General features: G+C 43.1%; 22 protein-coding genes. 10 read left to right on the top strand and 12 right to left on the bottom strand.

The genetic code is table 11. The annotated features are described in order from the left end of the window. The first annotated feature begins 38 nt into the window (after window positions 1-38). Window positions 39-602, top strand: a complete 564-nt coding sequence (locus tag FZC88_RS01195; protein WP_148993361.1) for a DUF2777 family protein — start codon at window positions 39-41, stop codon at window positions 600-602. Between the two features lie 78 nt (window positions 603-680). On the opposite strand, the gene FZC88_RS01190 is transcribed toward FZC88_RS01195, so the two are convergent. The 3 genes from FZC88_RS01190 to FZC88_RS01180 all read right to left on the bottom strand — a co-directional run bounded on the left by FZC88_RS01190 (window position 681) and on the right by FZC88_RS01180 (window position 3,214). Continuing rightward, entirely contained in the window at window positions 681-1,052 is a 372-nt protein-coding gene (locus FZC88_RS01190) for a YisL family protein (protein ID WP_148968425.1), read from the bottom strand. A 72-nt stretch (window positions 1,053-1,124) separates the two neighbouring features. Continuing rightward, window positions 1,125-1,994, bottom strand: coding sequence for a fumarylacetoacetate hydrolase family protein (locus tag FZC88_RS01185; RefSeq protein WP_148993360.1), 870 nt, complete (start codon window positions 1,992-1,994; stop codon window positions 1,125-1,127). A 32-nt stretch (window positions 1,995-2,026) separates the two neighbouring features. Then, entirely contained in the window at window positions 2,027-3,214 is a 1,188-nt protein-coding gene (locus FZC88_RS01180) for a DUF418 domain-containing protein (protein WP_148993359.1), read from the bottom strand. Between the two features lie 130 nt (window positions 3,215-3,344). Between FZC88_RS01180 and FZC88_RS01175 the strand changes: the two genes are divergently transcribed. The 6 genes from FZC88_RS01175 (at window position 3,345) to FZC88_RS01150 (ending at window position 5,350) form a co-directional block, all read left to right on the top strand. Then, window positions 3,345-3,566, top strand: coding sequence for a spore germination protein (locus FZC88_RS01175; RefSeq protein ID WP_138777268.1), 222 nt, complete (start codon window positions 3,345-3,347; stop codon window positions 3,564-3,566). A gap of 12 nt (window positions 3,567-3,578) precedes the next feature. Further along, window positions 3,579-3,806, top strand: coding sequence for a spore germination protein GerPB (locus FZC88_RS01170; protein ID WP_148993358.1), 228 nt, complete (start codon window positions 3,579-3,581; stop codon window positions 3,804-3,806). Between the two features lie 32 nt (window positions 3,807-3,838). After that, a complete protein-coding gene (gene gerPC, locus FZC88_RS01165) occupies window positions 3,839-4,468 on the top strand; it encodes a spore germination protein GerPC (protein WP_148993357.1) in 630 nt (209 codons plus the stop codon). Beyond that, entirely contained in the window at window positions 4,443-4,622 is a 180-nt protein-coding gene (locus FZC88_RS01160) for a spore gernimation protein GerPD (protein ID WP_148968420.1), read from the top strand. Before gerPC ends, FZC88_RS01160 begins: the two co-directional genes overlap by 26 nt. Window positions 4,623-4,629: 7 nt before the next feature. Further along, window positions 4,630-5,034 carry a spore germination protein GerPE gene (locus tag FZC88_RS01155; RefSeq protein WP_148968419.1) on the top strand — a complete coding sequence of 135 codons (405 nt, stop codon included), beginning with the start codon at window positions 4,630-4,632 and terminating at the stop codon, window positions 5,032-5,034. A gap of 97 nt (window positions 5,035-5,131) precedes the next feature. Then, window positions 5,132-5,350, top strand: coding sequence for a spore germination protein (locus FZC88_RS01150; protein ID WP_044337736.1), 219 nt, complete (start codon window positions 5,132-5,134; stop codon window positions 5,348-5,350). 42 nt (window positions 5,351-5,392) lie between these two features. On the opposite strand, the gene FZC88_RS01145 is transcribed toward FZC88_RS01150, so the two are convergent. The 3 genes from FZC88_RS01145 to addB all read right to left on the bottom strand — a co-directional run bounded on the left by FZC88_RS01145 (window position 5,393) and on the right by addB (window position 13,031). After that, window positions 5,393-5,695, bottom strand: a complete 303-nt coding sequence (locus FZC88_RS01145; RefSeq protein WP_148993356.1) for an HNH endonuclease — start codon at window positions 5,693-5,695, stop codon at window positions 5,393-5,395. A 96-nt stretch (window positions 5,696-5,791) separates the two neighbouring features. After that, window positions 5,792-9,553, bottom strand: coding sequence for a helicase-exonuclease AddAB subunit AddA (gene addA / locus FZC88_RS01140; RefSeq protein ID WP_148993355.1), 3,762 nt, complete (start codon window positions 9,551-9,553; stop codon window positions 5,792-5,794). Then, window positions 9,546-13,031 (bottom strand): helicase-exonuclease AddAB subunit AddB, encoded by a 3,486-nt coding sequence (gene addB / locus FZC88_RS01135; RefSeq protein WP_148993354.1) that lies wholly within the window; start codon window positions 13,029-13,031, stop codon window positions 9,546-9,548. The genes addA and addB overlap by 8 nt, the downstream gene beginning before the upstream one ends. A gap of 160 nt (window positions 13,032-13,191) precedes the next feature. Between addB and FZC88_RS01130 the strand changes: the two genes are divergently transcribed. Further along, window positions 13,192-14,349 (top strand): MFS transporter, encoded by a 1,158-nt coding sequence (locus FZC88_RS01130; RefSeq protein ID WP_148993353.1) that lies wholly within the window; start codon window positions 13,192-13,194, stop codon window positions 14,347-14,349. Between the two features lie 33 nt (window positions 14,350-14,382). Here FZC88_RS01130 and FZC88_RS01125 read toward each other — a convergent pair whose 3' ends face one another. Together FZC88_RS01125 and FZC88_RS01120 are read right to left on the bottom strand one after the other, a co-directional pair. Then, window positions 14,383-14,931: a GNAT family N-acetyltransferase gene (locus FZC88_RS01125; protein ID WP_148993352.1), complete on the bottom strand. Its 549-nt coding sequence runs from the start codon at window positions 14,929-14,931 to the stop codon at window positions 14,383-14,385. Between the two features lie 154 nt (window positions 14,932-15,085). Beyond that, window positions 15,086-16,267 (bottom strand): endonuclease, encoded by a 1,182-nt coding sequence (locus FZC88_RS01120; RefSeq protein ID WP_397541162.1) that lies wholly within the window; start codon window positions 16,265-16,267, stop codon window positions 15,086-15,088. Between the two features lie 267 nt (window positions 16,268-16,534). Here FZC88_RS01120 and FZC88_RS01115 point away from each other — a divergent pair, with 267 nt between their 5' ends. After that, a complete protein-coding gene (locus FZC88_RS01115; RefSeq protein WP_148993351.1) occupies window positions 16,535-18,058 on the top strand; it encodes an HD-GYP domain-containing protein in 1,524 nt (507 codons plus the stop codon). 174 nt (window positions 18,059-18,232) lie between these two features. Here the strand turns inward: FZC88_RS01115 and lepB are convergent, their stop codons facing one another. The 3 genes from lepB to FZC88_RS01100 all read right to left on the bottom strand — a co-directional run bounded on the left by lepB (window position 18,233) and on the right by FZC88_RS01100 (window position 21,674). Further along, window positions 18,233-18,793: a signal peptidase I gene (gene lepB / locus FZC88_RS01110; protein ID WP_148993350.1), complete on the bottom strand. Its 561-nt coding sequence runs from the start codon at window positions 18,791-18,793 to the stop codon at window positions 18,233-18,235. Then, window positions 18,790-19,431 (bottom strand): TVP38/TMEM64 family protein, encoded by a 642-nt coding sequence (locus tag FZC88_RS01105; RefSeq protein WP_113969901.1) that lies wholly within the window; start codon window positions 19,429-19,431, stop codon window positions 18,790-18,792. The genes lepB and FZC88_RS01105 overlap by 4 nt, the downstream gene beginning before the upstream one ends. Before the next feature lie 272 nt (window positions 19,432-19,703). After that, entirely contained in the window at window positions 19,704-21,674 is a 1,971-nt protein-coding gene (locus FZC88_RS01100; protein ID WP_148993349.1) for a S9 family peptidase, read from the bottom strand. A gap of 205 nt (window positions 21,675-21,879) precedes the next feature. Between FZC88_RS01100 and FZC88_RS01095 the strand changes: the two genes are divergently transcribed. Then, window positions 21,880-22,269, top strand: coding sequence for a YhjD family protein (locus FZC88_RS01095; protein WP_148968399.1), 390 nt, complete (start codon window positions 21,880-21,882; stop codon window positions 22,267-22,269). 6 nt (window positions 22,270-22,275) lie between these two features. Here FZC88_RS01095 and FZC88_RS01090 read toward each other — a convergent pair whose 3' ends face one another. After that, on the bottom strand, window positions 22,276-22,845 hold the full coding sequence (locus FZC88_RS01090) for a competence protein ComK (RefSeq protein ID WP_148993348.1): 570 nt from the start codon (window positions 22,843-22,845) through the stop codon (window positions 22,276-22,278). Between the last annotated feature and the right edge of the window lie 81 nt (window positions 22,846-22,926).

The following is a 22,926-nucleotide window of genomic DNA, read 5'->3' as shown; positions in this document are numbered from 1 at the left end:
AATTATGACAAGAAATGTAGTTAAGGAGGGATATTCACTTGAGCAACACATTTCGATCAAACATTTTAAGATCCCAAAAAAGGTCCTATTCCGAAGGCACTGCTCTTTTCGAAGATGATACATGGTACTTTTTCGAAATTGATGCCGAGGAAGAGTCTGAGCTCGAATTTTACCTCAATCATGAATTGAAAGTATATAGAGATGGCGACTGGCTTGCAGGTATTTTGTTGGAAGATGGAATCATTGTCACACCGTATGAACGATTAAGAATCGAGAATGGCGATCGAATTCAAATAAAGAAGAATATATTGTATTCGTTGGAGAATTTAATGGGAGAGATTTCTGATGATGCTTTTCATCAGTTTACAACGGCCTTAAACAATCTGGGTTATTCTATTTATGATAGTATCTTTTGCCATAACCACCTGGTTTTCCTTGGAAATCAAAAGATTAAAGAAGGAGTTAACTTCATCACCTTCGATAACGGTGTAGAAGTATGTGCTGTCCAGCACCACTTCACCTATTACAAAAAGAAGCGGGACCGCTTTGAATTCACATTAAGTACGGGGAGACGAATTGTGATTGAAAGTTTTAATATTTAATCCATTCATGAACCTAAATAGAAAAAAGCAAATGCCTGTCGGTATCCGACATACATTTGCTTTTTTTTCTATTACTCTCTATCCAAGGAAATTCAAGCCCAGAGGCAAACGTAATCCCAAATAAAGAACAATGATTAAAGCGATGAGCAATTGAATCCAGAACACCTTCGTACTCTTGCCTTTATTCATGCGAACCAAGACCATCTCGAACATCCCGATGACCCAGATCCCAACCAATCCTTTAATGCCATATAGGGCAGGATTAATCCCTTGATGCTTCCAGAATAATAGGGCACCCGTTAAAATGATGAGCAGGTAGAATAACCTTAAGATCATATGTACAACTTTCATGCCTTTTTTCTTTCCTGCATTATGTAAGCCAACCGCTACAAAGAAAAGAATAATCGCAATCACCCAAGTTGTAATATGGGCATGTGTATTATCAAACATAATGAACCTCCTACATGTAGATAGTTTACGTTCATAATATTACCATAGTCTTAACTCCAACAGAAATTTTAACTAGGCCTGTAACTGATTTGTCAAAATTCCGAGAGATTCAATTTCGATTTCCACTCTGTCACCCTTCTTCAGGAAAAGCGGGGGCTTGAAGCCTTTTCCAACTCCAGCAGGGGTCCCGGTAGCAATGATATCACCAGGCTCAAGAGTCATACCCTTTGATAATGTAGAAATGATGGTGGGAATGTTGAATATCATTTCACTTGTGTTCGAAGACTGACGGGTTTCACCATTTACCCTCGTCTTGATTTCCAGATTCTGCGGGTCGGCTATATCATCCTTCGTGACAAGATACGGACCGATCGGACATGTTGTATCAAGGCTCTTACCGATAAAAAATTGGCCATGCTTCTTCTGCAGATCCCTGGCAGTTATATCATTGAGTATCGTGTATCCAAATACGTAATCCAAGGCGTCTTCCGGGGAAACCCCTTTCCCTCTCTTGCCAATCACGACAGCAAGCTCTCCTTCATAATCAAGCTCCTCGGTCACTTCACCATGGTGCAGCACCGTTTCACCATGACCGATTACGGTATTGGTGGCTTTAGTGAAGATCATGATGTCTTTCGGGATATCCTGTTCGCTGCCCATTTCGATGGCATGATCACGATAATTTTTACCCACACACATAATATTCCTCTTCACTTTTGGAAGAGGTGAAAGCCACTTTATCTCATCATGCGAATAAGTGGGGGGTTCAACCGAATCGTCCTGAAGAACATTTTTCACCTTTTGAAAAAAGCCTTCCCCCTGTTCTATCCCACCAAGTAAATCCTGAGGCAAGCCGTGCAAACCTGCTAACTCTATAATTCTGGCATCTCGTTCGACACCATACGTCTGTCTATCTCCAACCTGATAGCTAACAAATTTCATCCCTTACACATCCCCTTCGTTTGATTGATAAACTATAACTCTCCTTTTTTCACCACAGTGCTTCTTCCATAGCTTAATACACGCCACAGCTTCTCAACAGGACCGTATTTAAACTTGGATAACCAAATCTCTGATAGGATGACTTGAATGACATAAATCCCAACTGCCAGCATAGTCCCCGTCGTTAACGTCACTTCTCCATAGAGTCCAAATCCATACGAATAGAATATCAGTGTGCCGACGATCGATTGCAGAAGGTAGTTCGTCAAGGACATTTTCCCTACTGAGGCTAAAGGCTTGCTCCCTTTCATGATTTTTTCATTCAACAATAATAATGAAAGGATTATTGCATAAGATACTGATAAGAACGGACCTCCCAAAAAGTCTTGAATGTATGCATATGCAAAATTGGACTGGATGAATAATGGCATTGTTTTAATGAAAATCCCAATCGCCAAAGTACAGCTTCCTATTATAATCCATGTCTTCTTATAATCTCTTACCTTTTCCAAGAGTTGCAGTTTACTAGCCCCTGCCCCAATCATCATCATTGGTAAGATAGAAAGTAATAAGAATATGAGGTTGCCTGGTGAATTCACCGCATACCAGTCCTGAAAACGCTGCTCCATAATACTGCTGAAACTTCCGGATGCATAAGCCGCAACAGAATTTTGCAGCGACTGGATATCAGTGAACTGCGTTACGCCAGTCGGATCTGCGAATGTCATTAATACCAGCAGTATACTGAAAAATAATTGAGGCAGCAGAAATAATAATCCCCCTAACCACAATAATCCCTTTCCAGACAGCCTCATAAATACGAGCAGCAGCAGCCCGAATGCGGCATAGTTAATTAAGATATCTCCCGACCAAATAAGGAAAGCATGAATGGAGCCAATCACTAATAAGATAAGAAGCCTTCTGACTCCAAATAGATAGAAAGACGTTCCTTTAGCAGTGGCTCTTTGCTGCTGAATGCCCAAACCATATCCAAACATCATGGCAAATAGAGGATAGAAGCTTGCTTGGACCAATACATCGATCCATGGATACAAGGCGACATCTTCAGGTGTTTTCCACCAGGAATACGGATCAAGATACAGAAATGGGGAATGAAAGGAAATCATGTTGATGATAAAGATCCCGAGCAATGAAAAACCCCGGATCACATCAAGACTTACAATACGTTCTGAATGCTCAGTTGGCGATAACGTGTTCATGTACAGTTCCTCCGATAAAGTATTCTCTGTTTCATTTTAACTCTAAATATGAAATTAGGCGATTATCACCTATTCATTTCTCTCACATAGAATAACAATAATTAATTTTGTCTTAAAGGTGTGAGTTGATATGCCCGCAATCGTAGGAATTGCTCAAGTCGTTAGCGTCGGTTCAAGTGCCGTCTTCCATATAGGAGATGTATTTAACATTAGTCCGATTTCCACAGCCAAGACTTTCGCAGGGGCAGGTTCGTTCATAACTGGAAAGGGGATTTCAGTCTACAATGAAAGCTCCTTGACCTATACCGTGGACGATGATGGAATGGACCAAGGAATAAACTTTAACCTATGAGTGTGATGCCGAATGACGAATTATTATGTTCAACAATCCATACAGATTCAATTTATTAAAATCGGGGGAATGTCCAATTCCTCCATCTTTCAGATCGGAACATGCGGTCAAATCACAACAAATGACTTCTTATATAATACAGGGGGCTACACGGAGCCTGCTCCAGAGGCGGAAAAAAACGGAAATGGGAAACCGCCTCCTTCTATAACTCCCCTCGTTCCACTGCAATCGCCAAGGTAAACTAAATCGCGACAAAAGAAAGAGGTGGCAGTATGAACAATTACTATATGACCCCCCAACAACTCTATCAGTATATCGAGATGTTGAACACGAAAATTGTCGCGTTGGAAAATAAAGTAAATGAGCTGTCACAAGAAGTAATAACTCTAAGGGATGCACCTAAAATCAATGTTGAAAGAATCGAATACAAATTTGATCAGCTTAAAGTGGAATCTCTTGATGGCACCCTGAATATTGGATTGAACCCAAATAACTTAAAAGAAACGATAGAGGATCTGGCCGTCGACCAAAATGTCGATGTCAAATCAATAAAGGACATCAAGCCCTATAAAGAAAGAATCACTGCAGAAATCAAGGCGTATATCGATTCAGAATTACCAAGTCTTATTCAGGATAATGAAATGCAATTTCAGCGGTCTCTGGATCCATCTTATTACGAGATGATTCAGCAGGATCTCTTAAACCAGATGCCACAAAGAATCGATTTCTATTTACAGAACATCCCCTATATTGACTCAAAACAACAAGAAGGTGAATGGGAACGGAAAATCATCAGCAAAATCAAAAAGGATATTGAAACGGCCCTTTTCTCCTTTATGTCACAAATCCCAAATAATATGGAAGGAATGAAGAACAATGAACCTCCAGGTCATCAATCGTGAACTATCGGTTGGAAATATTGAAATTGCAGGGGTGGCGAGTTCTTCCCTCGTGCTTGTTGGAGATGCAGATATCATTCAATTGGCCTCTGCATTCGACACCCCCCCTGAGTCCCTGATCATCGGTCCATTTGTCCCTCTTACCCCTAAAGGATGATTTATTGATGAAACGATATTCCTTCGTAAACAAGCTTGATGGTATCACTCTGGCCTTTAGTTCGGTTTATCAAATTGGTGATTCTCAAAATATTTGCGCTCGCTCAATGGCTTATGCGGTGCAACGTGAAAAAGAATTCTTTCTGACGAGTGAGGGAAGCTTCGATTCAGACGTTTTCCAAAATCCGATCGACCTTCCTGCTATCAATCCCGACATTCGGGTAAGCCGCCTCAATCTTTGCCCCATCAAGGTCGACAACATGTATATTCGAGCGACCTCCTCCTCTTCCATTATTCATGTAGGGAATACCTGCAATGTGTATATGGAAGCAAGGGTGAAAAATATCCGGCAATTGGAAAATAAGGAAGATGACACTCCCCAAACATTTGAAACGATCGATGAACCAAATTGATTCGTGGTGTTTTTTTCTGTACACGGATGAACGAAGAACCTTCCCCATAAGTTCACATAGGCTAACATTATAGACAAATAAAAAGAGGATGTTGATTATGCCCGCTTTAGTAGGTCCTGTCGCTATTCTTAACGTTGGTGGAGGAAATGTTCAGTTTGGAGATACGGCCATTATTTCACCTAAGTCAGCTTCCAAGACTTTCGGTGGTGCCGGCGGCTTTAATACTGGACCATTTCAGTTAAGTTATAATGTCTTCAGCGTAAGTACCACATTTGATTGCAATGTCGTGGATCAACCAATCACTGGAAATAATTAAAAAACAAAAAGCCCTTATGCGGCTTTTTGTTTTTTTGATTCATTATCGTTTCTTTCGACGTTCTATACTCTTCTTTGTCTTCACCAATTTAGTGGAGGGCTGCTTTCGGATCCACTTAATGAACTTATGAATCTTTTCATCCCCCCTCAAGTTTTCGATGGTGTTCAATCTTACTCCCAATTCATCATTTGTATAGAGGGAGTGAATTTGTTCATGACACGGTATACAAAGTTGTGCTGTGGGAAGGAAGGTTCCCCCCACCTCTTTAGGTGTCAGATGATGGATCTTGGTTTCTACATTCTGACGAGAGCATAATTCACATGTACCAATCGTTTTTTTACTCATCTCATGCCCTTCCTGTATGTACTTAGTATAGATATTCCCTATTTTTATCACTTTAAAAAACCACTTTGAAGACAAGTGCTTCAAAGTGGTTCTTCTTTATAGTTCCAACACATGCCCTCCATCAAAAAAGTAAAGATACTTTTCTGACACCGTTTCTTTCCAAATCGATTCCAATGCACGGGTATATAATTCAATTTGCACTCTATAACGCTCTTCCAGTATCGGTCTTGCTTCTCTAAAACCATCCTTATATCGATCATGGATGCCATCCGTTTTGTAATCCAACATCACAATTCCCGATTCATCCCGGAATACACAGTCAATGACCCCTTGAACGAGAATTGTTTCTTCCGGGGAACCCTCTCCTGATTCCGATATTTCACTCAGAGGGACACTCATGCTGAATGGGATTTCCCGTTGGATATTCGCTGCCTGAACCAAACGTTTCCCAAGGTCGCTTTGGAAGAATCCAACGATGTTGTCTAACGAGATTGCTCTTTCCTGTTCTTCCGTCAGGATTTCTTTATGAACTAACGTCGATAGCAACTCTTTTACATCTTCTTCTGAAGGTACACCATCCCCAAGAGAAATATGCTGCATGACTGTGTGCATGGCTGTTCCTCTTTCAGCAGGAGACAGCTCTTTAGACTGCATGAATTGCGGACGATTGTACACAGGCTTCTGATGGCGCCGCAAAATATCGATACTGGAGGCTTCATCCCTTATTTCCACCATTCGCTTCAGCTCAGAAACCGATTGCTTAGAGCGAAGGTTTGTGGCACTCAGATGTGGATACTTCCACGACAATCGGTGCAATACCTCTTCTTTATGAATGGACTCTATATCCACTTCTCCACCGGTCTTCACTTGTTCTTTCCAATTGTCTTCTTCACTCAATGACTCATCTTCTTCTGCACCCAGCTCAGTCTTATGAATCGTCGTGATATGAAAGCAAGACGGATGCTTTAGAATCTCTTCATCGATCCCACTTCCTCCTAAGTCCGCATCTTCACTAAGCTCTCCACAACTGGGGTGTCTCATGAGGGACGGACCTATCCAATCAAGATAAGAACTGGCCCCTGCCCGGTCATAGTCAGATAACAACCATTCTGTCTGACCTAAAGCACCCCGCCATTTCTTAAGGGACTTCTCTAAGCTTTTCACGGTTCCCACTAAGAATAGTTTCTCTTTTGCACGGGTTAACGCCACATAGAGCACCCGCATTTCCTCTGAGATGGACTCCATGCGCTTCTTCCTCTTAAATGCCAGCTGGGGAAGGGATGGATAACTGATTCGCTTCCCTGGGTCTGTATACTTTGTAGCAAAACCCAGATCTTTATCTAATAGATAGGACGCGTTCAAATCCATGAGATTGAATTGCTTCGACGTACCAGCGACAAATACAACCGGGAACTCAAGGCCTTTACTGGAGTGAATCGTCATTAAGCGGACCACATCCTCCTGTTCACTGAGAGCTCTCGCTACCCCGAGGTCATCACCTCTTTCCCTCATCCGATCAATGAAACGAAGGAAGCGGAATAATCCTCTGAAGGACGTTGATTCGTATTGGCGGGCACGGTCGTATAGTGCCCGAAGGTTTGCCTGACGCTGTTTCCCCCCGGCCATTCCTCCGACATAATCATAGAATCGGGTGTCCCGGTACAATTGCCAAATCAGCTCCGTAACCGATCCTTGTCTAGCCTTCGTTCGCCAGTTTTGAAGGTGATAAAGAAACACTTTAACCTTTTCAAACGTTTCTTCTTCCCGTGCGTTACTTGGTTTTTCACTTGCAAATTTCTTCAAGGCTTCGTAATACGTTCCCGCTCTCGAATGAATCCTAATGCTTGCAAGACCCTGCTCGTCCAGCCCCACAACCGGTGAACGAAGAACCGATGCCAGGGGGATATCCTGATACGGATTGTCAATCACTTTCAGCAGTGAAAGCATAATCGCGATCTCGGTTGCTTCAAAATAACCAGTAGACAGATTTGCATAAATCGGAATTCCTTGCCGTTTGAATTCTTCCATAATTTCTGCCGCCCAAGGCATGGAACGAAGCAATATCACAATATCCTTGTACTGAATCGGGCGCTCGGTCTTCGTTTTGGCATCATAGATCGGTGTACGCTCTTCAATCATGGCCTTCACTTTACTCGCCATGTAGCGGGCTTCAAGTACGGATTTCTCAATATCACCCTCATCAAAAATGGACAACTCCTCTTCATCCCAACTAGCTTCCTCTGATTCCTGATTGATGATCGCTACTTCGATCGGGTACTCTTTCTCCTCCGGGTAAGGAGCCCCCTTCACAAGCTCCGCTTCACGGTTATATTCCATCTCACCAACCGAGGACCCCATTATTTGCTTGAATAAAAAGTTGGTTCCCTCCAATACCTCTTTCCGGCTTCTGAAGTTTTGAGATAGATCGATCTTCCATCCTGCTTCTCCGCTTACAGGAAGAAAGCGGGTATACTTTCCTAAAAACAAATTCGGTTCTGCCAATCGGAAGCGATAGATGGATTGCTTTACATCTCCTACCATAAAACGGTTCCCTACTTCTTCACGTTCTTCAGTAATGAGAAGAAGAATCGATTCCTGAACCATATTCGTATCCTGATATTCATCGACCAGTACTTCTTTGAATTTCTTTTTATATTGCTTTGCAGCTTCTGAAGGAAGTAAAGCATCTGAAGCAGGAGATCTTAAAATATCGAGACAAAAATGCTCTAAATCCGCAAAGTCAACGAGTCCCTTTTCTTCTTTCACTTGTCTGAAACGCTTGCCGAATTCCACCACCACTTCTGCCAGGGTGTGAATCACTGCTCTCATCTTCTTCATATCCTCAATGAATGATTCCGGTCTTCTAGAGAAAAAATCTTCCTGCAGTTTTTCTAACGTTTTCTTCCCTTGATCCCGAAGCTTTTTCGCTTCATCAACGATATCCTTGTTATAGTCATCCCCTCGACAAGCTTTTAACTTTATAAAAGGTAAGGTTTGAATCGTTTCATACAAAGCATTCCATGATATGTGCAGGCTTTCTTCAAGGCTCTCGACAATCTCTATATCACTTAGAAAGTTTTCAGCTCTTGGGCCCGGACCTCCAGGAACCCGAGACAGATCCAATGCACGCTGAAACAAGCTTTTCGCCCCATGAAGCTGTAAGCGAATATCGGTAAGGAGCGGCTGAATGAAAGGAAGGTGATCGATCTCTACACCTTCTTGGATGTCATACATCTCTTCCAACCCTCTCAGCCAATCGTCCGGGTTCGGATGGGAACGTGAAAAGTCATACAGTTTACGGATCATATCCTGAAGAGCCCCGTCACTTCTATCATTGGTAAATGTATCTACCAGTGTAAAGAAATCATGATTATGTTTTTTTCCGTATTCCTCTTCAAACAGCTCATCAAGCACTTCATCACGCAGCAGATCCCCTTCTGTTTCATCGGCAATCCGAAAACCCGGGTCAATGTCGATTAGATAATAATATTTACGAATCACTTCAAGGCAAAAAGAGTGAAGAGTCGAAATGGAAGCTCGGTTCAGTAAGCTCAGCTGCTTTCTTAAATGATGGGAATGAGGATCCTCATCAATCGCCTTTTCCAATGCCTGCCCGATCCGATGCCTCATCTCTGCGGCAGATGCATTCGTAAAGGTTACTACCAATAGTTCATCTACATCCATTCTGTCTTCTTCAGAGAGGATTTTCTGAATGATCCTCTCTACAAGAACTGCAGTCTTCCCTGATCCTGCAGCAGCTGCTACGAGTATGTCCTGACCTTTTGCCCAAATCGCCTTCCACTGATCATCCGTCCATGTAACATGATCAGGCTTTGCCGGTATCGTACCTTTACTCATTGGACTCAACCTCCTCTCTCACTTTCCTTAATAGATCTTCTGGTTTTGCCGTTGGAAGCACTCTGTACTCGTTTTCTTCAAGTGATTGGTCGAATTGACAAACGGAACGGAACGAACAGAACTGACATGGTGTACGGTCCTTCAGCTTGTAAGGAGTAATATCGGTCTCACCTGACACAATCCGGTTCCCTGACGCTTCATATAGCTTTCTCACATGCTGACGCATATAGTGAAAGTCTTCCGTTGAAGCTGCTTTTGAACGGGAGGATAATGATCCATCCTTCTTGATCCCGGCAGAGATGATATCTGAGTTCCCCGTATCTAGCGTTTGATCCATTAACCGAACGATGTCAGAGTCTCCCAGAACGAGTCCCTTCATCTTAAAACTCTTGAAGATTTCCTTTTCAATCTGATCCATCGTCAAGATTTTCTTACTATTGATCATAGGGTTATGAACGTGGAAATAGAGCACGCCTGCAGGCTTTGCTTCCTTCCCGACAAATTGTTTAGAGTTCATTAACACAATATCTAAATACGTCAGCATTTGAAGCGCTAATCCATAGTACACTTCCGTCATATCCAAATCTCTCGCACTCGATTTGTAATCAACGATCCTTAGGTAAACTCCACTTGCATCCTCTGCTTTGTCTACCCGGTCGATCCTTCCTTGAAGCTCCATTTTCGTCCCATTTCTCAGCTGGAACTGGAACGGCGGCAGGGTCGCATGAGGTCCAAACCCAAGCTCCACCCCTACAGGAATAAATCCACTCGCCTTCGCATGCTCACTTAGAATCAGGCTCGCACGGCTTATGATTTGCTCAAGCTTCTGAGCGATATAATAATGGCGGTTTGAGCTTAACAGAATCTGGTGCTGAAGCTTCGGTGCCAGCATCAATACAGCTTCTTTAGCAAGCTTGAGACATTGGGCTTTTGATAAGGATGCCCAGGTCAGACCATGACGCTCCACTTCTTCTGATATCCATTTAAGAGCGGAATGGAACATCTCCCCGATATCAGGTGCCTCCAGTTTAAAGAAATCCCGCTCTCTAAGCTTCAACCCATGACTGGCAAAATGAGAAAACGGACAACTATGGAACAGCTCCATTCGGGATACACTCGCTAAAATATGGTCACCATACAGATCCCTGCTCGTATCCTCAGAAAGCTGCTTCGCGTGATTCTGGTAGAAGAGACTGGATAAAATATGCTGTGAGTGCCATTTCCAATCGTTTGACGTTGCATAGAAGTTATACACATCCCACCAGAAATCATAGATTGGATATTCACGCTTCTTTAACTGTAATTGCGACGTTAAATGAGAAATCGTCACATTGGGATGGCAAACATAGTGCAGCTGCTCTTCTTCAGAAAGCTCGGATGGTTCATTAATAAGAAGCTTCGTATTTGCATCCGGGAACATTTCATTCAGCTTTTTGATGAAAGAGGATGGCAATAACGCTTTTCCTTCTTCATTGGCAATCGGATAGCTTATAAATAAACGTTCACTCGGGGTCGTAAAGGCTTTATACGCTACAAACTCCTCGTCCAACAGCTTCGTCCTGTTACTGGGTGCTATCTTGAAGCCCCTATTGATCAACGATTCGCGGTCTTCATCTGACAGGACTCCGTCTTCATTCATTTTCGCTGGAAGAACCCCATCATTCACTCCGATGATAAAGGCTGCTTTAATGTCACCGAGCCTTGATTTCTCAAGATCTGCAATAATGACCTGATCAATGGCAGGGGGAACTAACGAGAACTGCATCGTTTCCATACCTGCATCGAGGATCGACGAGAATTTCTTCATCGTCGTTTCCTCATCACCAAGCATTTCTACATATTGATCAAGCAAGTCCATTACAGCTGACCACGCTTGATCATGCTCTCTTGCCGCAATCAAGTCGCCTTTTTCTTCTGCTTCAATACGCATACGTTCAAGCTTAGCCGGAATGTCCAACTCTTCCAGATACAGATAGAGAGTTTCACAGAATTCCCGTCCAGTGGATTGCTTTTTCAATCGTTTTCCGAGACGGATGATAGGAGCAGAAATAAATAAACGAAGCTCATTGATCTCATGCTCGAGTTCCTTTTCACGGTCGGTTTGTGGTGCGTCCACATGCTCAAGACCACGGAAGCGACGATATTTCCAGCGATCTTTCTTCGTCCAGCGATCTCCTTTGATCCCGTATGCCAACACATAGTTCTCCAAACGGTCCATTTTTTCCCGCAAATCGGTTGGATTTTTTTGATAAGGAAACAACAGGTCTGTTTTCACCGCCCGGAATACAGGCTCATATCTCCAGTTCGTGTTCATGATTTCCAGAGTCGAGCGGATCAACTCAATTAATGGGTGATTTAACATTGTCCGCTTCTGATCAAGGAAAAATGGAATACTATAATCTTGAAAAATCGTTTCCACCTTATCACGGTAGTCCTGGCTGTTTCGAACCAGCACCGCTATATCCTTGTAGCGATATCCCTTTTCCCGGGCAAGCTTCCTGATTTCCCTTGCTATCCCTTCGACCTCTGCACGGCGATTAGAGGCTTCCAGAAACTCAATGGATCCTTTTGCTTCTTCGCATGGAACAGTTGGCCGTTCCTCAAAATGACGTTCGAGGTGCAGCATCGTGTCATTGTGATAGCGAATCCGCTTCACTAACACCTCTTCTTCTATGGACTTCCCCGCAGCACAGCTTATATCCTGAAGAGTATGGAATGTTTCATTCGTCATCCGATATAGGCTCAACTCGTTCATCGCGCCCATTTGCTGCTCCGGATCGGTTGTCAGTGCGACCGTCACTGTCTTACTATGCTGGATGAGTTGATCGATTATCTGATATTCCTGGGGCGTGAAGCTATGAAAGCCGTCTATGTAAATCTCTGCATCTCTAAGAAGCTCAGAGTTTTTCACATTATCAGCCAACAGCTGAAAGTAGTCTTCTGAATCAATGTATTTACCTAGGAGCTTTTCCTCGAATTTCTCATAAATCAGTTCAAGGTCATGAAGCTTATCCTTCAACACCTTAGAATCCCGCTCATCTTCCCCTCCAAGTTGCCCGAGATCCTTAGGCGAAATACAATAACGCTTGAATTCCGTCAACATGGATTCTACATGATGAATGAAACCAGGCTTATCCGCGGCCTTCGAGAAAATATGGAGGCGATCTTTATTTTCGTCGATAATCTTCCTGATCATCATATTTAAGCCGACATCGGATAGATGGTAGCGGCTCATTCCGCCGGTTTCCTGGAGAATCTTCCACGCGAGCCGGGTGAAACTGAACACTTGTCCACGAATCATCCCATTTAATCCGGGTGTGTTGACAAGATCGTATTCCGATATAAATGACATCTGATCCGGTACGATATAGATGATGGGATCCCCATTCGGCTCTTTCAATAAGCTCTGCTTCATCTCATCTAATATGCGATGGGTCTTCCCCGTACCAGAGCGCCCGAGAATAAAACGTACAGCCATCTTCTCACTCCCTTTCTTATACTAATCTATTGTAACCATGAGGCAGGTTGAATTTTTGTATAGGTTCATTATAGTACACACGAACAAATCTTTCCCGTCTCAATCTTTATTGAAAATATTTGGAACACCTGCATACAGTAAAAGAGGCAGGTGATGGCTCATGAATCAATATTTTATCAGAATCGCTTCTGTTCTTGTTGTGATGGCAATTATGGTAGCTTGTAATATTTACACGTTCATTCCCATTTACGGGAATATCGCTTCCTCCCTCTCCATAGCACAAAGTGAAGTCGTTATTGCTGGAAGCTCATTTATCTTTTTCTACGCATGTGGTCTTCTAACCTTTGCCAATAGCGCAGATCGTGTTGGAAAAAAAGAGATTCTCGTTTGGGGAATGCTCGCCTCTGCTGTTTCAACAGGCTTGGTGGGGATTGCAGGTGATTTCTGGAGTTTATTCTTCACCCGGGGAATTCAAGGGTTTTGTTTGGGGAGTTTTGCCCCTGTCGCCTTTGCTTATACGTATGATTTGTTTTCTGGAAGAAAGAGAACGCTGCTTCTCGCTTTTATCAATTCCGGTTTTCTGTTCGCAGGCATCCTCGGCCAATTGCTCAGTGAAGGAATCACCCGCTATAGCAACTGGACGATAGTATTCTTCTTTTTCGCAGTGGTGTACGCCTCTTTATTTTTAATGGGAAAACAAACTCTGCCCGCTACATCCATCCGAGCCGTTTCCTTCAAACACCAGGTCAACACGATCTATAAACTCCTTTTGAGAAAGGAACTCCTTTATTGCTACGGCATCGTTTTCACACTCCTCGCCTCTTTTGTTGCTTATTATGACAGCTTGACCCGGTACTTAACGGGTGATTCCAATCTGCTTTTTCTACTAAGGGCAGTCGGATTGATCGGTGTCAGCTTATCACTCTTTACCGGTCGCCTTCTTGAAGCAATCGGAGCCTATAAAACTCTTTTTATTGGAGTAACCATTTCCATTACGAGTGTATTGATTGCTTTTATTTATGTACACTTGAGTGAACCCTTCCTCATCGTTCTTTCTTCAGTCCTGTTTATCTCCGCCATCTCATTGTTGATTCCGACCGTCATTACCTTAATCGGAGATATGAGTGGAGATGACCGAAGCCAGGCACTCAGCCTGTACTCCTTTATTTTATTAGGTGGAACCAGCATAGCACCCTTAGTCATCATGCAGCTTACCTACGTACAATCGTTGTTTCTGTTACTGGGATGCTTTTTGTTTCATGGCTGGATGGGAGGATTGTTGTATGTGGAGCGGAGGAGGTGGAGGATGAGGGAATAAATGCCTTCTACGTCAAAAAAAAGAAGGACACCATCATCCTTCTTTCACATTACCTTTCCATTCTTCCGCTAATAGTCCGTATAAGATCATGTCGTATCGATCTCCGTCCCTTTGTAAAAATTGACGGTAGCTTCCTTCTTTCTTGAATCCGAGTGACTCATATAAGCGCATGGCCCTCTCATTATATGAAAATACCGTTAATTGGACTCGGTATAAATTCAACTCATGAAAAGCGTACGCCAACAAACATTTCATGGCTTCCTTGCCATATCCATTACCCCAGGACTGTTCGTCCCCTATTGAGATGGAGACCCATCCGACACGGTGCGTCCATAGGATCCCGTCCAATTCAACAAAGCCAATGATCCTGCCATCGTCCTTTAAACGAATAGCAAAACGATAGGCGTTGTCTCCTGGATCCCCCATCCATTTTTTAATATCTTCCTCTGCTTTCGGCTTATGGGGAAGAGCATCCAGTAATCTCTGAATTTCTTCATTTTGACTCCATTCCCTTATGGCCGTAACATCTTCCTCCTGAAAACCGGAAAGATAAATTCTTGTACCCGTCAATAACCGTTTCATGTCATTTTCACCTCGACGTATGTATTTCGAGGCGTCCCTCTCCGATTCCTTTATTGTCCTTGAAAAAGTTTCGTGAGTGCCCTCCCCCCTCCCCGCCATCCATCTTCATTTTTCAATAAAAAAAGAACCCGGAAACTTCCAGGCTCAATCCAACTTACCAGATCATTTCCGCCCACTCAGGGTGGTCGATGAATGGATTTCGGTTTCCTTGATATTGTTCAAAGATGATATCGTTGCGTCTGATTTCCCTTTCATCCACAGGATCCTGTTCATTCCATTGAAGGAGAACGGACATTTTCCCGTGATAAGGGGCACTTCCATTGTTCACGTTGTTATTGATCTCTAAATCCAGTTCCCCGCCGTCCCCTTCATAGCGGACCGCCATGTAGAAAATCATACGGGCGACGTCCCCTTTCACTTCATCCCGGGGCTCCCAGGAATCCCCATCATAATAGTTGCCTGGTGCTTCACCATGCTGAGTCCCGCCATTATCAAAGTCAAGATTACTTCTTGTAGAATTGACGGTTACATCTGTAGGTCTCAAGTGATGAAGGTCCGTCCCTGGTCCTTGAGATGTTCCAAAGTCCCCGTGGGATTTCGCCCAGACGTGTTCCCTGTTCCAGTCGTTGACTCCACCGCCGTTTGTCGTTTTGGATTGGGAACGGCCTGAGTATAGGAGGATTACGTTACCCGGGTTGTTCGGATCTTCGTCTGTATTTCGAAGTGCTCCCCATACATCGCCGTAGGAAAGAGTTTGATGATCATCAATGATGTTATGTAGTGCTGTTTTTAAAGGAGAGCCCGTTTTCCCTTCAGCCGAGTTGTAATATTCTTCATAGGATGGTGGATCGGTTGGGTCGGTTGGAGGATCAGTCGGATCAGTCCCGCCATCTTCCAATGATTCAAATGCTGATGTAGACTTCACTCCCGGATGAGAGAAATAGGCCGTTAAACTGCCCGTCACTTTGATTTTTCCACCCATTAGACCCGGGTTACTTTGCAATCCGAAGTTTGAACGGTAGGAAGATGGAATTTGAACATAAACCATCTCATCCGTATTGGATTCAGACGGGGAATCCGCCAGGGCAAGTGCGTAATCGTTTGGAAAGTTACTCGTGACAACGGATGACGTAGAGGTTGGCTGCCCGACCACATACCCTTCCACTGACTGAGTGGAACCATCTTGATGGGATAAAGCCTGATCAACAGTGAACGGCGAACTCCACGTCCCATTTCCCGCTGCACTCATTTGACTTGGAGATACTTGACCACACGCAATCATAAAAATAATTAAAATTGAAAAAATGCTGATGAACTTTTTGTTTACAACCTTCAAATTGCTTCGCCTCCTCTAAATATGACTATACATTTAGCGTACATTACATATTGTCAAAATAGGGTAAATTTTGTGTAAAAGCGTGAAAATGAGTCTATTATCATAGAGTTTGTGATTGCTGTTGGGGGGGAGACGTTCTTTCCGTAATTGGTGCGGGCAGCCCCTCCACTAGATTTTCCTAAGAAAGTAATAAATCATCATGTTCCCCACTCCAAATTTCCTATATAATGAATCTACTAAATGTTAGGGGAATTGGAGGATTCATCCTTGAATGTATATCAGCGATTTCAACGTACAATCATTAAGAATTATCTTCTAGGAAGCTTCATAGCCGTCTTTGGTGTCGGGTCTGTATTCATTTTTCAAACCCTTGCCCTCAATGAAAAGGCACTGCTCACAATGGGAGGCATCATCTCCCTTTCAATCGTCACGATGTTCAGCTGCGAATTTTTGGTGTATCAGAAGCATATTCGTCCGATGAAGATCGTCTATAAAAAGAAGGTATCAACACTCAGTCTGGACCTTCTCTCAACTGCCTATCAACAAGCGGAAAGGTTCCCACTTTTAACGGTTAGACGAATCATGCTCCCTCACTTTCTGGGGCTGGCTCTTCCGTCGACTTTGTTGACGGTTGTCAGCATCAATGCAGGGTGGTTGTCCATTCCGTACACCTATATTTTTTATGCCTGGTGCGGCGCCTTTTTAGTGGCGATTCTTCATGCATTGATTGAATTTTTCTTAACCTTTAGAGCTTGTCATTCACTGCAGGTGGACCTTATTCGGAAAACAGTTGAAACATACGGAGTCGATCCAACGAATCAGTCCACCCTATTTATCAGTTTAAAAAGAAAAATCTTGGCAGCTTCCCTGTTTCTTGCCCTGTTTCCGATCCTGCTTTTTTCATTAGCTTCACAGATTCGCTTATCAATTGCAGACCCCACGCTTTTAGTAGACTACTGGAAATGGGCAGGGACTCTGATTTTCATCATTACGATTCTAGCTTTCTATGGAGCCCTCCTTATTTTCAAAAGCATCGAAGCACCTGTGAAAGAGCTGGTAGCCCGTTTTGAAAAAGTCGAGGAGGGGCATGTTTCACCCGTAGTGAATACATACACGGATGAATTTTCCCATTTATTTTCCGGCTTTAACCACATGGTAGGGGCCATCAATCTGAGAGATCAGAAAAACCAGCAGCTACTTGATCAATTTTTCGCAGTAGTTGCAGGTACATTGGATGCACGGGACCCATATACGGCCGGCCATTCTAAACGTGTTGCGGAGTTTTCTGTTTTAACTGCCAAACAATGCAACTGGTCCTCTAAAGACATCGACTTACTCAACAAATCGGCCCTGCTTCACGACATTGGAAAGATAGGAATCCGGGACAATGTGCTTTTAAAAGAAGGGAAATTAACAATTGAAGAGTTTGATCAAATCAAACTCCACCCTGTGATTGGCGAAGAAATTGTAAAAGGGGTTCAGTTAACAGAAGAACTCCTGCCCATCTTACCCGGCATCAAGCACCACCATGAGCGGGTGGACGGCCGGGGATATCCCGATCAATTAAAAGGAGACGATATTCCCGTGTTCGGACGATTGATCGCTGTCGCTGATGCCTTTGACGCTATGACCTCTGATCGCCCTTATCGAAAAGGAATGCCTCTCGAAAAAGCCCTCTCCATTTTGGAAGAAGGCAAAGGGACACAGTGGGATGAGGAGTTTGTTGAAGCGTTTATGAGGGGGATCAAAGTGACAGGCACATCCCGTATTTTATCGAATTCTGCAATTTAAATACCCATCAACATAGAAAGGATCAGATCCCCAAAATGGATTTGATCCTTTCCTTATTCAAAGAGCTTAAAGCATCACTTTTCGAAGTAGCATCCTTTCAACAGTCCGGAAGCTCGAAGAATCTTTCGCAAAAAAAAGAATGCTGTTCATGTATTGAACAGCATTTCCATATCTTTAATTCCTGAATTGTATATCCCATTCGTTGATAGGCCAGTAACGAAGATCCACTTTTCCCACAATCTGTTCCCTGTCTATAAACCCGAAGTAGCGACTATCCATGCTTCCCCGACGATTGTCTCCAAGAACGAATACTTTTCCTTCGGGAACCGTTTGCTCATCCGTGATTTCTTCAAGGGTAAAGTCTCCAGTCAGCTTGTTGCCGATGTACTCCTGCTTGAATTTTTCTAAATAAGGTTCAGGATAGTACTCTCCGTTAACATATAATTTATCATCTTTATAAACGACCTTATCACCGGGCAGTCCAATGATTCGTTTCACATAATCTTCGTTCTCATTCGCATGAAAGACAACAACATCAAAGCGATCCAAGTCTCCAATATGATAACCGATTTTATTCACAACAAGTTTATTCCCATCCTGTAGTGTCGGCATCATCGATTCACCTTCGACTACATAGTTGGAGAAGAGAAAGGTTCGAATGATAATAAAGATGATCAATCCAATCCCCAAGGCTTTAATCCATTCGAGTCCTTCTCTTTTTACCTCTTCTCTCAATTTGATTCCTCCTGCTTTTTCCGTTCAATTCGTTGGTCTACTTCCATTTTCTTATTCAAATGTATCTCAATTCGTTTCCCTACAAACCATAGGACAAAAATAATGGCTGCAACGATTACAGTACGTATTGGTTGCCTTACTAATGATATAATATCATATCCGATAAAGCTTATGGTGAAAATCATCACCATTTTCCCCGTAACCACCGCGAGCATATACTGAGCGATGCTGATCGACGACAATCCCGCCACCACATTCACCAAGGCAGACGGTGTAAATGGGAAGCATAAAAGGATGAACAACGGGCCAAACCCATGCTTGTCTACCCACTTCGTCAATCGCTTTACTTGGCGGTTCTTTCTTAGGAAGCGAAAGAATCGTGTTTCCCCATATCTTCTTACCAGCAGAAACACAATAAGTGCACCAAGCGTAGCGCCAATCCATGAAAACAGGAATCCCCACCATAGCCCGAAGGCATTCGCATTGGCCGTCACAAACACGACCAGGGGCAGGAATGGAAGAAATGCTTCCAACAGCGGAAGCAGGATCCCTGGAATCGGTCCAAATGAGCGATACTGCTGAATCAGGTCCATCATATTCTCAAGCGTAAACCAGTCTTTAATCTTATTTATATCCATATTATATGTTTCCCCTTAAACGACCATGAACAAATAAACTCATTTCATTATATCGTTACTTACTATTTTCATCATATCACACCGTATCAGGATTTCCACATTGTTGTCTATTGTTGGTTTTATTATTATAACCTTGCCTATTGGGTGGGGATGTAAACGTGCTAGGATGGGTATTTTTTGCGGTGGGTTGTGTAATAGACTTTGTTTTGAAATTGACTAGTGCGCTCTAACAAAAAGCTGCCATCCCCATCCAGGAATGACAGCTCGCACCTCTATAAATGCTCCCCAAACCAATCCACAATCTCTTGTAATCTCGCTTCCCTCAAAGAGGGTTTTCCAGTCCTGGACAGATTGTGATTGGATTCCGGGAAACGCACAAATCTCACATCTTTCTTCTCACGTTTCAAGGCGATAAATAGTTGTTCCGCCTGCTCAATCGGACAACGGTAGTCCTTTTCGCTGTGAAGTATTAATAGGGGTGTGTTCATACTCTTCACATACGCAAGGGGTGAACGCTTCCAAAGGGTTTCAATGTCGCCAAGATCGCTTTGAATTTGCCATTCTGAGAAGTAGTAGCCGATATCACTCACTCCGTAAAAACTGATCCAATTGCTGATGGAGCGCTGGGTGGCCGCCGCTTTAAACTTGTCGCTATGGCCGATGATCCAGTTGGTCATGAATCCTCCGTAGCTTCCACCGGTCACACCTAAGCGGGTTTCATCAATAAACGGAAATTCCTCCAGGGCATACTCGACTGCTGACATGATATCCTCGTAATCCCCGCCGCCGTAATCACCTCTTACGGCATCCACGAATTCTTGCCCGTAGCCATGGCTTCCTCTTGGATTCACATATAAAACAGCATATCCTTTGCTTGCCAACACTTGGAATTCGTGAAAGAACGTGTTCCCATACATGGTGTGGGGGCCACCGTGTATTTCGACGATGAGTGGATACTTCTTTCCTTCCTCATAACCGACTGGCTTCATGATCCAGCCTTGTACAGGCCAGTCTTTTGCACCAGTGTACATAAACGATTGTGGAGAAGACAATTCACGATTCCCCAGCAGCTCCCCGTTCAGACTAGTTATTTCCGTCAGCTCACCACTAGGAACATGAAGAGTATATAATTCACCGGGTTCGGTCGGTTTGCTCATGGCAATCAGCATCACCTGTCGAGTTGAATCGAAGTCAAAACCGTATATATGCTGTTCTTCCTGCAGCAGTGCAGGGTATATCGCCCCATCAATGTGTGCGTAGTAAAGGACTGTGTTCCCTGCATCAGATGCCAGGAAGTAGAAGCTTTCATAATCATTTGACCATAGTATCCCCGTTTGTGATGAACCTTGGATGCTGTCGCTATTAAGATAGTCTCCTATTGGCAGGTCCATGCCTTCTGTCAGGCAAATGGAATGTCCAGTTTCAATGTGATGCAGCCACACCTTATTATGTGTCGCATTCTCATATTCACGTCCATGCCCCATATAGGCAAGATGCTTTCCGTCAGGAGACCAGGCGGCACCTCCGTAGTAACCCGTTTCTTTATTAACCTTTTTGTATTCATTCATTTCAAGGTTGAAAATATACAAATCAGACTGGAATGAGAAATCCTTGTCTTCTGTTCTGTCTACAGAAAATGCAATGTGCTGTCCATCTGGCGACCAGGAGTGAAGAGTGTAATCATGGACATCATCCGTGACTCTTCTTATTTTTTTCGACGCCACGTCCACCACTGCTATTTGCGAGTAGCAGTTGTCATCGAATCCCCGGTCATCACTTTTATATTTCATGCCAGTCGCAACGTATGGCTTTAATTTCTCTTCTTCGCCTTCCTTGGTTTCAAACGTCTCCCCTTTTTCAAGTCGGAGCGAGACTGAAATTTTCTCACCGCATGGAGACCAGACTGGATTTGAAACGCCTTTTTGATAATCTGTCAGCTGTTCTGCTTCCCCTCCATCCCGGTGGAAGAGGTAGAGTTGATTCACACCGGAGCGATTCGAGACAAAGGCGATTTTCCTACCATCTGGTGACCACCTGGGGGTTGAAATCTTTTGTTCTCCGAAAGTCCATTGGCGAGTGGTCTTATCTTGCAGACGGATGCTATGTAAGGTTGAGAAATACTCATTCTTTTCTTCACACATGTAGGTTTTGACATAAACGGCTTCATCTCCACTTGGGGACAATCTTGGATCTGATACAGCCCTTAACTCATAGAGATCCTGGATTTCGATTCCTTTATTCATGTTCCGGCACCTTCCTTTCTTCTATTGTCTTTATTATTTCGACGGCAGAAATACTTTTTCCTTTATGGATAAAAATCCGATCTGCCCTTCATAATAGAAACAAATTCAAATTCTACAACTTTCGCTATTGAAAGTAAATCGAATTCCACGTAAAATGAAAATACGAACATTTGTTCTACATTAAAGTGAAAAGGAGTCTTTTCATATGACAAGGATCCCGGAGAATGACAGGAACATATTAGAACAGGCCATATATTTACCGATGGTGTTGACGATTTTGAATCGTGATCTGCAAATCGTAGACAGCAGCCCGTTTAAATTAAAACGACCGTATTTAGAAATGATTGAGGAAACGATGAAGGTCATCCAAGGAGAACTTGCTCATGTCAAAAAGTACATGAGGACCAATAAGATGAAGGTTGAGCGAATTCAATCAGATGATGCCTTTACGATGTATATGTTTCTGTATAAGGGTTATGAGGAGCACCATAATTACTTTAATCCGCGCCTTCGAAACCGTGTGGAGGATTTAATGAGACATTATTTGTATCGTCGATTCCTTGAATCGAAAACAGATACAACAAAAGAAGCGTGATTCATCTCACGCATCGTTTGTTTTGATATTTCGATTAAGGTAAAACGTTTTGATATTACTCATTTCGGTTTGAACCTTCGTATTATATTTACTTTCCATTTCTGCGACACGCTGTGTATAGGCGATACGCAAGTCCGAAGTACGAAGCATTTGATTTTCAAAGGAACTGTAAGAAATGGGAACCATGCAGGACTCATTGTTTTGAAGAAAGACCCGTGTTGTTCCATTTGTCGATCGTTCATACCCGCGAACATGTGAATGGGAAATCCAGGCGCATTCTTGCTTGACAGGAGAAGAGGTTGGAAATAGATAAATGGACATCTGAGGATTCACCATGATAGGAGCTTTGTAGATGATACCCGTAAGTCTTTTGGTGCCTTCTTTTCTTCCTTCATAAGAGGAACCAAAGAATTCACAGCTCTTCTTTAAAATATCGAACGGTTTAAATGGGGAGATTAGTACGTCATCTACCTCTATGATTTTGGTAAATGTCCTGGCACCGTACTCAATTGGCTGCAGGATCATCGTATGGGGATTCACTTCATATTCTTCTATAATTCGAGATTTTTCTCTCATTTCATCGCCTCCATTTACATTTTTCACCAAAATAATACCATAAATTTCGAGGGTTGTCTCGCATATTTTTAAAAATTCTGA

Source organism: Rossellomorea aquimaris, assembly GCF_008180865.1.
GTDB classification, from domain to species: domain Bacteria; phylum Bacillota; class Bacilli; order Bacillales; family Bacillaceae_B; genus Rossellomorea; species Rossellomorea yichunensis.
This window is presented reverse-complemented; position numbering and strand designations above follow the sequence as displayed.

Bases quoted from the DNA above. Each gene is read 5' to 3' on its own strand.
- addB (WP_148993354.1), bottom strand. From the start codon at position 13,031: ATGGCTGTACGTTTTATTCTCGGGCGCTCTGGTACGGGGAAGACCCAT.
- FZC88_RS01090 (WP_148993348.1), bottom strand. From the start codon at position 22,845: ATGAGAGAAAAATCTCGAATTATAGAAGAATATGAAGTGAATCCCCAT.
- FZC88_RS01125 (WP_148993352.1), bottom strand. From the start codon at position 14,931: ATGAAACGGTTATTGACGGGTACAAGAATTTATCTTTCCGGTTTTCAG.
- FZC88_RS01105 (WP_113969901.1), bottom strand. From the start codon at position 19,431: ATGGATATAAATAAGATTAAAGACTGGTTTACGCTTGAGAATATGATG.
- FZC88_RS01155 (WP_148968419.1), top strand. From the start codon at position 4,630: ATGAAACGATATTCCTTCGTAAACAAGCTTGATGGTATCACTCTGGCC.
- FZC88_RS01180 (WP_148993359.1), bottom strand. From the start codon at position 3,214: ATGAACACGTTATCGCCAACTGAGCATTCAGAACGTATTGTAAGTCTT.
- addA (WP_148993355.1), bottom strand. From the start codon at position 9,553: ATGAGTAAAGGTACGATACCGGCAAAGCCTGATCATGTTACATGGACG.
- FZC88_RS01185 (WP_148993360.1), bottom strand. From the start codon at position 1,994: ATGAAATTTGTTAGCTATCAGGTTGGAGATAGACAGACGTATGGTGTC.
- FZC88_RS01190 (WP_148968425.1), bottom strand. From the start codon at position 1,052: ATGTTTGATAATACACATGCCCATATTACAACTTGGGTGATTGCGATT.
- FZC88_RS01170 (WP_148993358.1), top strand. From the start codon at position 3,579: ATGACGAATTATTATGTTCAACAATCCATACAGATTCAATTTATTAAA.
- FZC88_RS01145 (WP_148993356.1), bottom strand. From the start codon at position 5,695: ATGAGTAAAAAAACGATTGGTACATGTGAATTATGCTCTCGTCAGAAT.
- gerPC (WP_148993357.1), top strand. From the start codon at position 3,839: ATGAACAATTACTATATGACCCCCCAACAACTCTATCAGTATATCGAG.
- FZC88_RS01130 (WP_148993353.1), top strand. From the start codon at position 13,192: ATGAATCAATATTTTATCAGAATCGCTTCTGTTCTTGTTGTGATGGCA.
- FZC88_RS01175 (WP_138777268.1), top strand. From the start codon at position 3,345: ATGCCCGCAATCGTAGGAATTGCTCAAGTCGTTAGCGTCGGTTCAAGT.
- FZC88_RS01095 (WP_148968399.1), top strand. From the start codon at position 21,880: ATGACAAGGATCCCGGAGAATGACAGGAACATATTAGAACAGGCCATA.
- FZC88_RS01150 (WP_044337736.1), top strand. From the start codon at position 5,132: ATGCCCGCTTTAGTAGGTCCTGTCGCTATTCTTAACGTTGGTGGAGGA.
- FZC88_RS01160 (WP_148968420.1), top strand. From the start codon at position 4,443: ATGAACCTCCAGGTCATCAATCGTGAACTATCGGTTGGAAATATTGAA.
- FZC88_RS01100 (WP_148993349.1), bottom strand. From the start codon at position 21,674: ATGAATAAAGGAATCGAAATCCAGGATCTCTATGAGTTAAGGGCTGTA.